A 14,089-nucleotide genomic window follows, 5' to 3' on the forward strand; every position below is an offset into this window, starting at 1 on the left:
CAGGTTCCGGGTTGTGCCTGCTCGTTCATGCTTGTTCATGCTTGTTCGAGATGACGGACAAGTTCAGTCGAGCGCTTCGCCCGTGCGGTCGCGCAGCCAGATCACGGGTACGAGCGACACCGCGCAGGCCGCCGCGACGTACCACGCGGGCGCGAGCGGGTTGCCCGTCAGCGCCACGAGCCAGCTCGCGACGAACGGCGAAAAGCCGCCGAAGAACGACGCGCTCACCACATAGGTTAGCGCGATGCCCGTCGCGCGCACATGTTTGGGGAACAGTTCGGGGATCATCACGAGCACGGGCACGATCTGCCCGGCGACGAACAGCGCGAGAAACGCGGACACGGTGCACAGCGTCAACGTCGAAGGCTGCGCCGACAGCCACGCGAAGGCGGGATACACGGCGAGCAGCAGCGTCACGCGCGATATGACAAGCACGCGCTTGCGACTGAAGCGGTCGGCGAGCCTGCCCGCGACGGGCGCAGCGACGAACAGCACCAGCGAGCTGATCACGCCCGAAGCAACAGACGCCGTCGACGACAGATGCAGCGTGCGAACCGCATGACTCGGCAGAAAGAACGCGGTGATGTAGACGGAGACGGAGCCGCCGAGTTCGGCGAAGGTGCCGAGTATCGTCAGCTTCAGATGGGTGGTGAGCGCCGCTTTCAATGCGCCGCGGCGATGCGTGCTGGCGGACGACGCGTCGCTGAGCGTCTCTTCGAGACGCCTGCGGATCAGCATGCCGACGGGCGCCGCGACGATGCCCAGCACGAACGGAATGCGCCAGCCCCATGCGAGCAGCGCATCTTTCGGCAGCGAGACGTTGACGAGCGTCGCGACGGCCGCGCCGAGCGCGAGGCCCAGCGCGGTCGCGGCGAAGTTCCAGCTGGCGAAGAACGCGCGCGTCGAGTCCGACGCGTATTCGACCAGCAGCGTCGTGCCGGGGCCGAACTCGCCGCCTGCGGCGAAGCCCTGTATCAGGCGCGCCGCCAGCACGATGAAAGGCGCGGCCATTCCCGCCACCGCATAGGGCGGCGCACAGGCGATCAGCGCGCAGCTCAGCGCCATCAGCATGATGGTCAGCACCATCGCCTTCTTGCGGCCCGCGCGGTCAGCGTAGGCGCCAATCACGATGCCGCCCAGCGGACGCACGACAAAGCCGACACCGAACACGCCGATCGACAGCAGAAACTGGTTCACGGGCGACGCGGACGGGAAGAACAGTTGCCCGATCTGGATCGCGAAAAAGCTGTAGATGGTGAAGTCGTAGAACTCCAGCGCCGTGCCGAGCGTCGTCGCGGCGATGACCTGGGTTTTCGACAGACCGGCTTTTTCCAATGCAAGCGTTGACACGTCGAGCGCTCCTGAGTGGAACTGCATGGGACTGGAATCGATGCGAGTTATCATATACGAGAAAAAATAAATTCTCGTATACGACAAAACTCTTTGTCATCTCTGAGTATCGCCATGGCCAGATCCGTCGCACGCAAGCAATCCGAACCTGTCGAGCCCACGTCGCAGATCGATCATCAGGTGGTCGGCGCGCGGCTGCGCGACGCGCGCAAGGCACGCGGACTGACGCTGATGCAACTGTCGGAGCAGTCGGGCATCGCCGTGTCGACGATCTCGAAGGCCGAGCGCGGCGACATCGCGCTGACCTACGACAAGTTCGCCGCGCTCGCGCATGCGCTGCAGCTCGAATTCGATGCGATTTTCGGCCGCGCGAAGCACACCAGAGGCTCGGGTGCGAGTCCCATCGTGCCGACGTTCACGGCGTCCGGGCAGCAGATGATCTACGACACGCCCAACTACGAGTACGGGATGCTCGCCAACGACCTCACCGGCAAGCGCATGGTGCCGATGCGCGCGCACGTGCGGGCCCGCAAGCTCGCCGATTTTCCCGACTATATTCGCCACAGCGGCGAGGAGTTCGTGTTCCTGCTGGATGGGACGCTCGAACTGCGCTTCGAGACGGGCGCGGTGTTTCAGTTGAAGCCGGGCGATAGCCTGTACTTCGACAGTTCCGTTGGACACGTGTATCTGAGCACGGGGAAAAAACCGGCGGAAGTGCTCGTGTGCTGCGTGGACACGGACGCTCGCCGGCCCGCCGATGCGATCTGAACACAACACCCGACGCGGGTAACATCGCGGCTCGAGCGATCTTCGGCGAGGGCGCTTCGTGATTTACGCGAGCGAGCAATAGCGCGGGCCATGCGACATCGCGATCGGAAGAGGCGGCGCGATTCAAGACCGCGTAAGCAACAACGTCGAAGGCCACCCGCGGGTGGCCTTCGATTCTCGTCATCCGCGCAGATCGGCGAATGCGTCAGATGCGTTGCCGAAGCGTTCGCGCAGCCGCCACCATGTTCTTCAGCGCGGGAATCACTTCATCCCATGCGCGCGTCTTCAAGCCGCAATCGGGATTGACCCACAAGCGTTCCGCAGGAATCCGCCCGGCCGCCTTCTGCATCAGATTCACGATGTGGTCCTGACTCGGAATGTTGGGCGAGTGAATGTCGTACACGCCCGGCCCGATCTGGTTCGGATAGTCGAAGTCGTCGAATGCATCGAGCAGTTCCATATCCGAGCGCGACGTTTCGATCGTGATCACGTCGGCATCCATGTCGGCGATCGACGCGATGATGTCGTTGAACTCCGAATAGCACATGTGGGTATGAATCTGCGTTTCGTCCTGCACGCCGTTCGCGGTGATACGGAACGACTCCACTGCCCATTGCAGATAGTCGTTCCACTGCGAGCGGCGCAACGGAAGGCCTTCACGCAGGGCCGCTTCGTCGATCTGGATCACGCGCACGCCCGCCTTTTCGAGGTCCAGCACTTCTTCGCGGATCGCGAGCGCGAGTTGGCGGCACGACACCGCGCGCGGCTGGTCGTCGCGCACGAACGACCAGTTCAGGATCGTGACGGGACCCGTCAGCATGCCTTTCATCGGCTTCGTGGTTTGCGACTGCGCATACCGGGTCCATTCGACGGTCATGGCCTTCGGGCGGCTGATGTCGCCGAACAGAATGGGCGGCTTCACGCAACGCGAACCATACGACTGCACCCAGCCGAACTGGCTGAACGCGTAGCCATCCAGTTGCTCGCCGAAGTATTCGACCATGTCGTTGCGTTCGGCTTCGCCATGCACGAGCACATCGAGGCCGAGGGCTTCCTGTTCTTTCACGGCGCGCGTGATCTCGCGCTCCATCGCGGCCTTGTAGCCGGCCTGATCGAGTTCGCCCGCCTTGTACTGGCTGCGCGCGCGGCGGATGTCGCTCGTCTGCGGGAAGGAGCCGATCGTGGTGGTCGGGAACGCAGGCAGGTTGAGAATCGCGGACTGCTTTTCCGCACGCTGCGGATAAGCGCTCACGCGCTCGCCGAGCGCCGCGTCGATACCCGCAACGGCAGCCTTGACAGCCGGGTTGTGCACACGCGGCGACACCCGACGGCTTTCGATTGCAGCGGCGTTCGCTTCGAGCGCAGCGGCCACCGACTCGCGCCCGTCGTTCAGCGCTCCCGCCAGCGTCGTCAGCTCGTCGAGCTTTTGTAGCGCGAATGCGAGCCACGATCTGATGTCGGCATCGAGCCTCTGTTCACTGTTCAGATCGACAGGGGTATGCAGCAGCGAGCACGAAGGCGCAATCCAGAGCCGGTCGCCGAGCGAGCGGTGCAGCGGTTCGAGCCATTCGAGGACTGCGTGCAGATCGGCCTTCCAGATATTGCGGCCGTTGATCACGCCCACCGACAACACCGTTGCATCCGCGAGTTTCGCAGCGACCGCCGCGACTTCATCGCGTGCATTGATCGCGTCGATATGCAGGCCGTCGACGGGCAGCTTGCACGCGAGTTCGAGGTTGTCCTGCAACTGCCCGAAGTAGGTGGCGAGCAGCAGTTTGACGCGGCGTGCCGACAGCGCATCGTAGGCGGTGACGAACGCGTCGCGCCACGTCGCGTCGAGTTCCGTCACGAGCAGCGGCTCGTCGATCTGCACCCAGTCGATGCCTTGCGCCGTGAAGTAGTCGAGCAGCGCCGCATAGACGGGCAGCAGGCGCGGCAGCAGCGCGAGCTTGTCGGAGTCGTCCTTTGCCTTGCCGAGCCACAGATACGTGACGGGCCCGATGATGACGGGCTTCACGTTGACGCCGAGCGCGCGGGCCTCGTTGATCTGTTCCAGCAGACGCGAAGGATCGAGCGTGAACTGCGTGTTCGCGTCGAACTCAGGGACGATGTAGTGGTAGTTCGTGTCGAACCACTTGGTCATTTCGCCTGCCGCGACACCGCCGCAGCAGGCACCGTGTGCTTCGGCGTTCTGCGCCGAACGTCCGCGCGCGACGCGGAAAGCGTTGTCGAGCGTGTCGCCTTGAAAGCCGCGCACGCGCTCGGGCAGATTGCCGAGCGTGAAGCTCATGTCGAGCACCTGATCGTAGAACGCGAAATCGCCGACGGGCACGAAGTCCATACGCGCCTGATCTTTCCAGTGACGCTGACGAAGCTGTGCGCCAACGGCCTTCAGCTCATCGCGCGTCGCTTCGTTCTTCCAGTATTTCTCCAGGGCGAATTTCAGTTCGCGTTTTGCGCCGATGCGCGGAAAACCCAGATTGTGTGTCGTGACCATCGCTATTCCCCGTTCGGATAATGAATCTGGAAGCGATGATAGAATTTTCGATGTATGAATAAAAATGGATTTATTTCATACAACGATTAATTCTGTTCATGAGGTGGTCATGCTGGAGCGCAGTCATCTGATGGTGGTCCGGGAAGTGGAGCGGCAAGGTTCGCTCACAGGCGCCGCCGACGTGCTGAACCTCACGCAGTCGGCGTTGAGCCATACGGTGAAGAAGCTCGAACAGCAACTGGGCACGCCCGTGTGGACGCGCGAGGGCCGCTCGATGCGTCTCACGCAGGCGGGCCAGTACCTGCTCGGCCTCGCCAACCGGCTGCTGCCGCAATTCGAGCTCGCGGAAGAACGCATGAAGCAATACGCGCAAGGCGAGCGCGGCACGTTGCGTATCGGCATGGAATGTCACCCGTGCTACCAGTGGCTGCTGAAGGTCGTGTCGCCGTATCTCGCGCGCTGGCCGGATGTCGATGTGGACGTGAAGCAGCGCTTTCAGTTCGGCGGCATTGGCGCGCTGTTCGGCTATGACATCGATGTGCTCGTTACGCCCGATCCGCTGAAAAAGCCGGGATTGCGCTTCGAGCCCGTGTTCGATTACGAGCAGGTGCTGGTCGTCGCCGACGGGCACGCTTTGTCCAGCGAGGCTTATGTGACACCGGAGCAACTGTCGGCGGAGGTGTTGATCACCTATCCCGTCGAAACCGACCGGCTCGACATTTACACGCAGTTCCTCACGCCCGCCAACGTCGTGCCGAGACGGCACAAGGTGATCGAAACGACCGACATCATGCTGCAGATGGTCGCGAGCGGCAGGGGCGTCGCGGCGCTGCCGCGCTGGCTCGCGGAAGAGTACGCGGGATGGATGCCGCTCACGCCGCTGCGCCTGGGCAGGAAGGGCATCGCGAAGCAGATTTTTCTGGGCACACGCGAGGCGGACGATGCGATCGATTATCTGAGCGCGTTCGTCGCGATGGCGCGCAAGGCGGATTGGACTGGCGCGCGGTTTCGGGAATAGGACTGCGGCGCGCGCGCCGCGTTCTGGGGCTGACAACTGAGGCTCAGCGCGCGAGGCGCCGAGCTTGACGCTTATTCCGCCGGCACCACCGACACCGACGCTTCGCCCGTCAGCATCAGGAAAGTCAGCGATTCGCGCAGATAGAGGCGCACGGCCGAGTCCGTATGGCTCTGATAGCCAATCGACACATCCTGCCCGAGATGCAGTTCGTAGTCGCCGCCGCGCATCGACAGCACGCTGCCGCCTTCGATCGCCGGTGCCCAGATGATGTCGCCGTTCACGAGCCGTTTGATGTGTTCCAGCACGGGGTAGCCCTGATCGCGCGCTTCGCCGAGCGCCGTGTACGCGTCGGCGCCGAGCAGCACGGAGTAGGGTCCATCGACGCCCGCCAGCCGCAGTTGCTGAAGCGCGCCGCCGATCGCATCCGGATAGTCGGCGACATCGGCAGGTAGCGTGAGCGACGCATTCGACGAACCCTCGCGAATCCCGACAATCCCCGCGGCCTTGTAGCCGTCGAAGATCGCGCGGTCTTCGGCATAGGCGAGTTGCTTCGCGGCATCCTTGGCGGGCTGCCAGTCCGAATCGTTCGCGCCGCGCTCGACGGCATCGATTGCGTCGCGCGACAGTTCGAACGGCACGTTCAGCTCCACGAGCGCCTTGACCTCGGCCAGCTTCGCGATCACGCCGTGATGCGGGGCCGCGATCGCCGCCTGATGGCCCGTGCCGACGCTGGACAGATCGACTCCGCCCGGGCCCTTCACGTCGACCACGCGGCGGCCCGCGACCGAGCGTTTGAAAGTGCGCGCCACTTCCTCTTCGATTTGCGACCAGGCTTCACTGGAGATCGGGGCAAGCTCGCGATGCAGGTTATTCATATTGAGAAGTTCCTTTCAAAGAGCCTATGTTCAGCGAGCCGTTGTGAGTCGGCCCGGCGGATGCGGGGAGGTCGAACGGCGCGCTCGGGCTTGCGTCGGCTGCGGTGCTGGCGGCTTGCGGATCGCGATCGGCGAGCGCCTCGAGCAGCGTCGCCGAAGGCACGAAGAACAGTCCGCCCGTGGCGGCGCGGCTGAAGTCGAGCAGCCGGTCGTAGTTGCCGGGCGGGCGTCCGACGAACATGTTCTCGAGCATCTTTTCGATGGGATCGGGCGAGCGCGCGTAGCCGATGAAGTACGTGCCGAACTCGCCGGAGCCGGGCCGCCCGAACGGCATGTTGTCGCGCAGAATCTTCACTTCCTGTCCGTTCTCGACGAGCGTCGTCAGCGAACTATGCGACGAGGTCGGCTTGACGGCGTCGTCGAGCTCGATGTCGGAAAGCTTCGTGCGGCCGATGATGCGCTCCTGTGTCTCGACGGACAGCGCATTCCAGCCCGCCATGTCGTGCAGGTACTTCTGCACGAGCACGTAGCTGCCCGATACGAATTCGGGGTCTTCGTCGCCGATCATCGTGAAGTCGACGGCATCGCGTCCCGTCGGATTCTCGGTGCCGTCGACAAAACCCACCATGCTGCGCAAATCGAAATAGCGAAAACCATGCACTTCGTCGACGACCTTGACCGACTCGCCGAGCCGGTTCACCAGTTGCGTGGCGAGTTCGAAGCACAGGTCCATCTGGTCGGCGCGGATATGCAGCAGGATGTCGCCCGGCGTGGCGATCGCGCGGCGCTCGCTCGGGCCGAACTCGCGAAACGGGTGCAGTTGCGCAGGGCGGGGCGCGCCGAACAGCGTGTCCCACGCGCCGGAACCGAAGCCGACCACGCACGACAGGTTGCCGGACGGCACACGCTTGCCGACCGAGCGGACGAGCGCGGCGACGTCGGCGCACCATGCGCGCGCGGTGGCGGCATGCTCTTCGCCCTGGGCCAGCGTGGCAACGATGAAAATCGCGCTGCGGTTGATGGGGGTGGTGACGGCTTGGGGTTCTGGAATGTCGTTGGGCATCGGACCATGTCCTGTTGAAACCATTGCGGATTGCGTCGTGGCAGAAAAGGTGCCGGATTAGGAGAGTACCTCGAACATGGGGTGTTTGTCGTACGAGAGGTCGGAGCGGCCGCGTGGGAAACGCGGCGCCGCGCTCAGGTCGGACCGACGTGACGTGATGGTGCGGCAAGCCGCCTTGTCATGCTTTTGCGGGGCGCGCGCGATTCTGAAATCGCACGGTGGGCCGGGTCGCCGGACGCACGACGTTCAACTCCAGTCGTCCATGTCGTGTTTGATCGTATGACGGTTGGCGATCAGCGTGTCCACGCCCGGTTCGTTGCTCATCGCCCGCCGGATCGCGAGTTTGGTTGCTTCGTAGTTCGTGCGGTACATGTCCTTCTTGTCGAGATTCGCATCGGTGACGCAGCGCGGATCGATCCAGACCAGACTGACGATGCATAGCTCATTCGCCTGGTCTTTCGGCAAGATGCCTTCGATCAGGCAATCGACGATCGCATCCGCCGTGGCCGATTGCACGACGCCGCCGAACAGTTCGATAGTCGCCATGTCGCGCAGCGTCACCTTGGGGACGATCATCGTCGCGGGCCGCACCATCTGGTTGCAGGCGCGAATCGCAAACATCGCCGTGTGCCCTTTGCTCTGCGCCATCATGTTCGCAAACGCATGCCCGACCGGGCCGTCTACGCGGCCGATCAGGATTTCGGGCATGGCGTCCGTCACCTGGCCGGGCGCCGCGAAGACGGTGGCTTCACCGGCGCGGAATGTCAGATCGATGCTCATCGTGAACCTCCTCGTTGATTGGACGATATGGGAGGTGCGATGAATGCAAGGGCGGTGCCATTGATTTCGACGCGCGGGAGCAGGGCGGCGCCGTCAGGCGCTTACGCACCCTGTTACGCAATATGTGCCGGGCTCGTGACAGAGTGACAAATGGCCGCGGAGTGCGTGCTACGCTGCGACAAAGACCGTCGCGCCCCGATCCTCGAAGTGCGCGGCGCTGCGAACGAAGCGGTACTTCTGGCCGCCAATTTCGAGGTGGTTACGTCCGCAGCGGGTCAGCCTGAGAATGTCGTCGACGATCGATGCACTGATCGCGCCGTGATACCGCCACTGATCCTGGGCCTTCGTCGCGTCGCCGACGTAGATCGCACAGAGGCCGTCGCACATCTGCATCACGAGCACGCTGCCGCCGTTATCGAGCGATATTTCCAGGTACGCGGCCAGCGTCAGCAGTGACTCGGTCGTCGGCATGATGACTTCCCCAAGAAACGCAGCTTTGCGGGTGTCGTTCGGACTCACCCATCAACCGATCTGCCTGGTGGGGGCGGCCGGTATTTTTCAGAGCCCGGCGAGCAACGCGTTGATGTGCTCGGGACGCGTATCGAGCAAAACGGGCTTGACCAGCAAGGGCGCGAAAAGCGGTTCGCCCAGGCGGGTCATTGCCGGCGTCCGATGAACTGACGGATCGATGAGTCGCCGCGCCATGGTACTCCATGCATGGCCCATGCGCTGCGCATTCGGGCGGGCATCGGCGTCTACGTGAGATGCCCGTTTCAGGCGGGTGGAAAGCAAAGTTTCGCTGTACAAATGCCTGAATGCGCGTACGATGGACTGAGTCCTCGCACCTCGCGCTCATTTCGGTTTTCATTTCCGTTATATCGCCCGCCTGAATGCACCGCAACGCTGTCGCCCGACAGTCGCGTGTGCGCCGATTCGCGACGCGGCCATTGGGTCCGCGCTCGTCCCACCTGCATGATCTTCGCCGCACATTGCGGCTAAAGAGGTGTCTCATGGAAGCCGCTGCCTATCTGTACAGGGGGCTTGAAGTTCGTCTGCTCGTCTATCCGCGTCAACGCACGATGGCGGGAACGGGGCACAGCTACGATCAGGGCTTCGATGCCGCTGTCCGGATCAACGAACCAGGGCAGAAGGAAGTGGAAGGGCGCAGCCGCGTTTTTCAGCTCAAGGTTGAACACGGCTTTGAAAACATCGGCGATGCGAGAAGGGCGTCGACGGCTTATGCCGAACATCTCATCGATGCGTGCCCTTCGGGCCGAACCATCTGGGATGCCGAAGTGTGAGTAGCCGATGGTGCGCGCGGTGTTCGATGGTTCTACCGTGCATCGCGGGCGTGCTTCGATTGATGACGGATGCCTGGCGTTGTTGGTTGGTGTGCATTGATGATACGCACGCCGCGAGTTTGCTGAAAACGGACTGTGTACTCGCGCAGCGCGCGATGGGAGCGTTGTATGTATCTCGATTCTGCACTGTTTCGAATAGACCCTACGCCACGTCGAGCCGATGGCGAATACATGGCTCACGCCATGATCAGTGGTCCGCTGCCGGACGGCCAGCCGTTCATCCATATGAGCGGTGATCTGGCGGGTTTCGATCTTCGCCAGGATGCTGTTCAGTATGCGACCGACTGGGCAAACGACTGGCTGCAGAAAAGCTTCGACGACTCGCGTGATGGGCCGCGCGGTTCGATGGGGATGAAGGATGTATAAACGGAAAGCTGGTGGTCAGGGTTCATGTCGTTTTGTGATTTGACATAAGATAAATTATCAACAAAAAATCTGTAGCGGCTCTATCCTAATGTCGTGTTCTGGCTATTTACAGATGTCGTGTTTCTGAACGCTGGCAAGCTGGCACCGTGCTGCAACCATGCGGGAGCCAGCCATGAAGCCGGACACCACACTGGTGAGTCTGAGCATGCGCGAACTGGACAGGCTGAAGGTTATCCAGGCCATCGTTGAGATCGGCCTGAAGCCCGGCCGTGCCGCCGAACGGCTGGGCCTGACCGTGCGCCAGGTCGAACGTCTGGTGACCCGGTATCGGGAGCGTGGGCCATCCGGCGTGGCCTCCGGCAGACGTGGCCGACCGGGTAACCGCAAGCTCGACGCAGGGCTGGCGGTGCGGGCCCTGACGATCGTCCGCGAGCGCTACGCGGATTTTGGGCCGACGCTGGCGCGCGAGAAGCTCGAGGAATGTCACGGCATCCGGCTGGCCAAGGAGACGGTCAGGCGACTGATGACCGAGGGCGGACTGTGGGTGCCGCGCAAACAGCGTCCGCCGAAGCTCTACCAGCCACGGGCGCGGCGCGCCTGCCTGGGCGAACTGGTGCAGATCGACGGCAGCGATCACCGCTGGTTCGAGGACCGCGCGCCGGCCTGCACGCTGCTGGTGTATGTCGATGATGCGACCAGCCGGCTGATGCAGTTGCACTTCACGGCCACCGAGTCGACCTTCAGCTATTTCGAGGCGACGCGCGCGTACCTCGAGCGCCATGGCAAGCCGGTGGCGTTCTACAGCGACCGCGCGAGCGTGTTCCGCAGCACGTGCGCCGGCAAGACGGGGCGCAGCGTGACGCACTTTGGCCGCGCGATGTACGAACTGAACATCGATACGTTCTGCGCGAACTCGAGTTCCGCGAAGGGTCGTGTGGAGCGTGCGCACCTGACGCTGCAGGACCGGCTCGTCAAGGAGTTGCGCCTGAAGGGCATCAGCACGGTCGCTGACGCCAACGCGTACGCGCCCTGCTTTATCGCGGCCTACAACGCGCGTTTCGCGAAGCCGCCGAGAAGCACGTTCGACGCACACCGGCCGTTGCGTGACGATGAGGATCTGGACCGGCTGATGACCTGGCGCGAGACGCGCCGTGTGACGAAGTCACTGACGGTGCAATACGACCGGGTCATGTACCTGCTGGAAGACACGCCGGCCAACCGCGCGCTGGTTCACCGCTACATTGACGTGTGGGAGTACCCGGACGGGCGCATCGAGATCCGCGCCGATGGTCAGGTGCTGGCGTGCCGGCGCTACGACAAGCTCGCGGAAGTCGATCAGGGCGCGGTGATCGAGCACAAGCGGCTGGCTCACGCGCTACAGGTCGCGCAGGCGCTGCAGGCGCAGCGTGATGACCGGCGCATCTCGGGCTCGCCGTCGCGTACCAACCGGGGCGTGGCACCGCGCGCGAAGGACCGGCTGCCCGGCACGAAGAAACCGCGCGAGTTCACGCGCGACGATCTGGATCAGGCAATCGTGCAGATCGCGCAGCCCTCGAAGGCGCCTTCCACACCTGGCCAGCGGTCCGCACGCACTCACTGAACGGACTGACACGCCCTGCCCGTTCAATCCGCATCCTTCGACACTGCGTGAGATTCAAACCATGAAAGACAGATCCAGACCCAACGTCAGAAACACGACATCTGTAAATAGCCGGCGCTACGACATTTCAATCTGGCTTTGACAAAATCGAGTTTCCAAAAACAGAACCCGATAGAACCCAGACGCGCGAACGACACCTTATCCCAGCGACCTACGATACCGAATCCGCGCAGGCACCAGCCGCGAATCCGGCGCGCCGTCACCTTGAAGCAGAGCAAACACGCAACGCAGACTGTGCTCGGCCAGTTGTGCGCTGTCCTGGATAATCGCGTCGATCTTGAAAGGCAAACAGTCGAGCAGCTTATGGTCATCGAACGTCATCAGTTGTCCTGGCGCCTGCGCCAGTTGATGCGCGTCGTTCATAAACTGCAGAACGCCTTCGAGCAACGTAATCGAGCCTGCGAACAGCGCTTGCGGATATCGCTGGTGTTCGGCGAACCATGACTTCATCAGCTCGTAACCCGATTCACGCTGGTAGTCTCGCTCGAACACCCAGTCGGGTTGCTCTTCGAGACCATGTTGACGCAGCGCCTGCCGGTATCCAGCCAGACGGTCGCGGCTTGCCGACAATTCCGGCTGACCGCCAAGATAGACCACCTCACGCGCGCCGCGCGCAATACTCTCGCCCACCAGTGTCGCGACCGTTTCAACCGCGTCGGTGACGACGTACGGTATCCGGCTCGACTCGACGCGTCGATCGGCAAACACGAGCGGCAGGCGCTTCATCCATTTCTCGTAGCGCTTCGCATCGCCCGTGCACGGCACCACGATCAGGCCATCGACCTGATGCGACACGAGGTGCGCGATGCCTTCCGTCTCGCGCACCGGGTTTTCATCGCTGGTGACGAGAACGAGCTGATATTGATAGCGTTCGCGGCATTGCCATTCCATCGCTTGCGCCAGTGCTGCGTGCGCGGAGTTGGTCAAATCGGGAATCACGAGACCGATCGTATTGCTTCGACGTGTGCGCAACGCCCGCGCCGACTGCGAAGGCGTGAAATGATGGTCTTTGGCGACCTGCAGCACCCGCTCGACAGTCGCCGCCGATATCCGGTAGCGCTCGGCATAGCCGTTGAGCACCATGCTGGCCGTGGTACGGGAAACCTTCGCGAGGCGGGCAATGTCGTCGATGGTCAGACGCTCGAACTGAGTCACGCGGGCTTCCTGCAGGTCAATGAGTCAAGCGCAAGCGCACCGCTTCGGTGAGCGGTGCGTGCGTACGATATAACTTCGTCGGGGATTCGCCGCCCAATCTCGATCGGAGGCAGAGGCAGGCGCGCAGCGACGTGAGTCCTGGCGCCTGATGGTACTACGGGAAGGGACAGATGAGAACTTACTGCTTGTAGAGGTTCAGCGGCACCGGGATGAACTTGTCGACCGTCTGGCCATCGACCAGCTTCTTCGCCGTCTGCACACCGTACTGGCCGATCAGTTCCGGCTGCTGCTGCACGGTCGCCGCCATCTGGCCGCCCTTGACGGCCGTGATGGCGTCGCTGGTCGCGTCGAAGCCAACCACCGCCACGTTCTTCAGACCCGCCGCCTGCAGCGCCTTCACTGCGCCAAGCGCCATCTCGTCGTTCTGTGCGAACACACCCTGAATGTCCTTGTTGCTCTGGATGATGTTCTCCATCACCGACAGCCCCTTCGCACGATCAAAGTCGGCAGGCTGTTTTGTCGTGATCTTCACGCCGCCCTTCGCCGCCACTTCGTCGTCGAAGCCGGCGCCACGCTCGTTGGCTGCCGACGAGCCAGGAATGCCTTGAAGCTCGACGATATTGCCCTTGCCGCCCAGTTTTTCGGTGAGGAAATCAGCTGCCATCTTGCCGCCGGCCTTGTTGTCCGAGGCGATGTGCGAGCTGACATCCGCGCCGTTCACGCTGCGGTCGAGCGAGATGACCTTGATGCCCTTGCTGGTCGCTTCCTTGACGACGTTCGCCACGGCCGACGAATCGGTCGGGTTGATCAGGATCACGCTGACCTTCTTTTCGATCAGGTCTTCTACGCTCGCCTGCTGCTTCGCGGGATCGTTCTGCGCGTCGACGGTGATCAGCGTCACGCCGTCTTTGGCAGCCTCGTCTTCCGCGCCCTTGCGCAGCGAGACGAAAAACGGATTGTTCAGCGTCGAGATCGACAGCCCGACCGTGATCGCGCCGTTTGCAGCCGGCGCCGATGCCGCGCTGGCCCCGGCATCCGCCGACGCAGCCGGGCCCTCCTTCGAGCACGCAACCAGACCAGCCATCAGCGTGCTTGCGCACAGCGCGGCGAAAAGCTTCGAGAATCGCGGCGAAACGGGTTTCTGCATTGTCTTCCTCTTCTTCCTTGTGTGGTGAAACCGGGTTTTGCTGTCCAGC

Annotated in this window: 13 protein-coding genes; 5 read left to right on the forward strand and 8 right to left on the reverse strand. The window is 62.8% G+C overall.

The window, feature by feature from the left end; genetic code table 11:
* Positions 1-63 precede the first annotated feature (63 nt).
* Complete coding sequence (locus tag C2L66_RS22340; protein ID WP_060606747.1) at positions 64-1,350, reverse strand: MFS transporter; 1,287 nt, start codon at positions 1,348-1,350, stop codon at positions 64-66.
* A gap of 114 nt (positions 1,351-1,464) precedes the next feature.
* Here C2L66_RS22340 and C2L66_RS22345 point away from each other — a divergent pair, with 114 nt between their 5' ends.
* Entirely contained in the window at positions 1,465-2,118 is a 654-nt protein-coding gene (locus C2L66_RS22345) for a helix-turn-helix domain-containing protein (protein ID WP_060602827.1), read from the forward strand.
* 205 nt (positions 2,119-2,323) lie between these two features.
* On the opposite strand, the gene metE is transcribed toward C2L66_RS22345, so the two are convergent.
* Positions 2,324-4,615, reverse strand: coding sequence for a 5-methyltetrahydropteroyltriglutamate--homocysteine S-methyltransferase (metE, locus tag C2L66_RS22350; RefSeq protein ID WP_060602824.1), 2,292 nt, complete (start codon positions 4,613-4,615; stop codon positions 2,324-2,326).
* Between the two features lie 64 nt (positions 4,616-4,679).
* Here metE and C2L66_RS22355 point away from each other — a divergent pair, with 64 nt between their 5' ends.
* Positions 4,680-5,633: a LysR family transcriptional regulator gene (locus tag C2L66_RS22355; protein ID WP_176056896.1), complete on the forward strand. Its 954-nt coding sequence runs from the start codon at positions 4,680-4,682 to the stop codon at positions 5,631-5,633.
* A gap of 71 nt (positions 5,634-5,704) precedes the next feature.
* Here C2L66_RS22355 and C2L66_RS22360 read toward each other — a convergent pair whose 3' ends face one another.
* From C2L66_RS22360 to C2L66_RS22375, 4 genes are all read right to left on the reverse strand, one after another.
* On the reverse strand, positions 5,705-6,508 hold the full coding sequence (locus C2L66_RS22360; RefSeq protein WP_054934803.1) for a family 1 encapsulin nanocompartment shell protein: 804 nt from the start codon (positions 6,506-6,508) through the stop codon (positions 5,705-5,707).
* Positions 6,501-7,571, reverse strand: coding sequence for a Dyp-type peroxidase (locus C2L66_RS22365; protein WP_060602819.1), 1,071 nt, complete (start codon positions 7,569-7,571; stop codon positions 6,501-6,503). Before C2L66_RS22365 ends, C2L66_RS22360 begins: the two co-directional genes overlap by 8 nt.
* A 246-nt stretch (positions 7,572-7,817) precedes the next feature.
* On the reverse strand, positions 7,818-8,351 hold the full coding sequence (fae, locus tag C2L66_RS22370) for a formaldehyde-activating enzyme (RefSeq protein ID WP_054934805.1): 534 nt from the start codon (positions 8,349-8,351) through the stop codon (positions 7,818-7,820).
* A gap of 168 nt (positions 8,352-8,519) precedes the next feature.
* Positions 8,520-8,822 (reverse strand): hypothetical protein, encoded by a 303-nt coding sequence (locus C2L66_RS22375; protein WP_060606744.1) that lies wholly within the window; start codon positions 8,820-8,822, stop codon positions 8,520-8,522.
* Between the two features lie 539 nt (positions 8,823-9,361).
* On the opposite strand from C2L66_RS22375, the gene C2L66_RS22380 reads away from it, so the two are divergent.
* The 3 genes from C2L66_RS22380 to C2L66_RS22390 all read left to right on the forward strand — a co-directional run bounded on the left by C2L66_RS22380 (position 9,362) and on the right by C2L66_RS22390 (position 11,678).
* Positions 9,362-9,652 (forward strand): hypothetical protein, encoded by a 291-nt coding sequence (locus C2L66_RS22380; RefSeq protein WP_054934807.1) that lies wholly within the window; start codon positions 9,362-9,364, stop codon positions 9,650-9,652.
* Positions 9,653-9,820: 168 nt separating this feature from the next.
* The gene (locus C2L66_RS22385) at positions 9,821-10,078 is read left to right on the forward strand and encodes a hypothetical protein (RefSeq protein WP_060606736.1); all 258 of its coding nucleotides are present in this window, start codon (positions 9,821-9,823) and stop codon (positions 10,076-10,078) included.
* 172 nt (positions 10,079-10,250) lie between these two features.
* The gene (locus C2L66_RS22390) at positions 10,251-11,678 is read left to right on the forward strand and encodes an ISNCY family transposase (protein ID WP_060606734.1); all 1,428 of its coding nucleotides are present in this window, start codon (positions 10,251-10,253) and stop codon (positions 11,676-11,678) included.
* Between the two features lie 198 nt (positions 11,679-11,876).
* Here the strand turns inward: C2L66_RS22390 and C2L66_RS22395 are convergent, their stop codons facing one another.
* Positions 11,877-12,893 carry a substrate-binding domain-containing protein gene (locus tag C2L66_RS22395; RefSeq protein ID WP_060606730.1) on the reverse strand — a complete coding sequence of 339 codons (1,017 nt, stop codon included), beginning with the start codon at positions 12,891-12,893 and terminating at the stop codon, positions 11,877-11,879.
* Positions 12,894-13,071: 178 nt separating this feature from the next.
* The gene (gene rbsB, locus C2L66_RS22400) at positions 13,072-14,040 is read right to left on the reverse strand and encodes a ribose ABC transporter substrate-binding protein RbsB (RefSeq protein ID WP_054934811.1); all 969 of its coding nucleotides are present in this window, start codon (positions 14,038-14,040) and stop codon (positions 13,072-13,074) included.
* Positions 14,041-14,089 lie beyond the last annotated feature (49 nt).

This window comes from Paraburkholderia caribensis (assembly GCF_002902945.1).
GTDB classification, from domain to species: Bacteria; Pseudomonadota; Gammaproteobacteria; order Burkholderiales; family Burkholderiaceae; genus Paraburkholderia; species Paraburkholderia caribensis.

Bases quoted from the DNA above. Each gene is read 5' to 3' on its own strand.
- C2L66_RS22355 (WP_176056896.1), top strand. From the start codon at position 4,680: ATGGATTTATTTCATACAACGATTAATTCTGTTCATGAGGTGGTCATG.
- metE (WP_060602824.1), bottom strand. From the start codon at position 4,615: ATGGTCACGACACACAATCTGGGTTTTCCGCGCATCGGCGCAAAACGC.
- C2L66_RS22380 (WP_054934807.1), top strand. From the start codon at position 9,362: ATGGAAGCCGCTGCCTATCTGTACAGGGGGCTTGAAGTTCGTCTGCTC.
- fae (WP_054934805.1), bottom strand. From the start codon at position 8,351: ATGAGCATCGATCTGACATTCCGCGCCGGTGAAGCCACCGTCTTCGCG.
- C2L66_RS22385 (WP_060606736.1), top strand. From the start codon at position 9,821: ATGTATCTCGATTCTGCACTGTTTCGAATAGACCCTACGCCACGTCGA.
- C2L66_RS22360 (WP_054934803.1), bottom strand. From the start codon at position 6,508: ATGAATAACCTGCATCGCGAGCTTGCCCCGATCTCCAGTGAAGCCTGG.
- C2L66_RS22390 (WP_060606734.1), top strand. From the start codon at position 10,251: ATGAAGCCGGACACCACACTGGTGAGTCTGAGCATGCGCGAACTGGAC.
- C2L66_RS22375 (WP_060606744.1), bottom strand. From the start codon at position 8,822: ATGCCGACGACCGAGTCACTGCTGACGCTGGCCGCGTACCTGGAAATA.
- rbsB (WP_054934811.1), bottom strand. From the start codon at position 14,040: ATGCAGAAACCCGTTTCGCCGCGATTCTCGAAGCTTTTCGCCGCGCTG.
- C2L66_RS22345 (WP_060602827.1), top strand. From the start codon at position 1,465: ATGGCCAGATCCGTCGCACGCAAGCAATCCGAACCTGTCGAGCCCACG.
- C2L66_RS22365 (WP_060602819.1), bottom strand. From the start codon at position 7,571: ATGCCCAACGACATTCCAGAACCCCAAGCCGTCACCACCCCCATCAAC.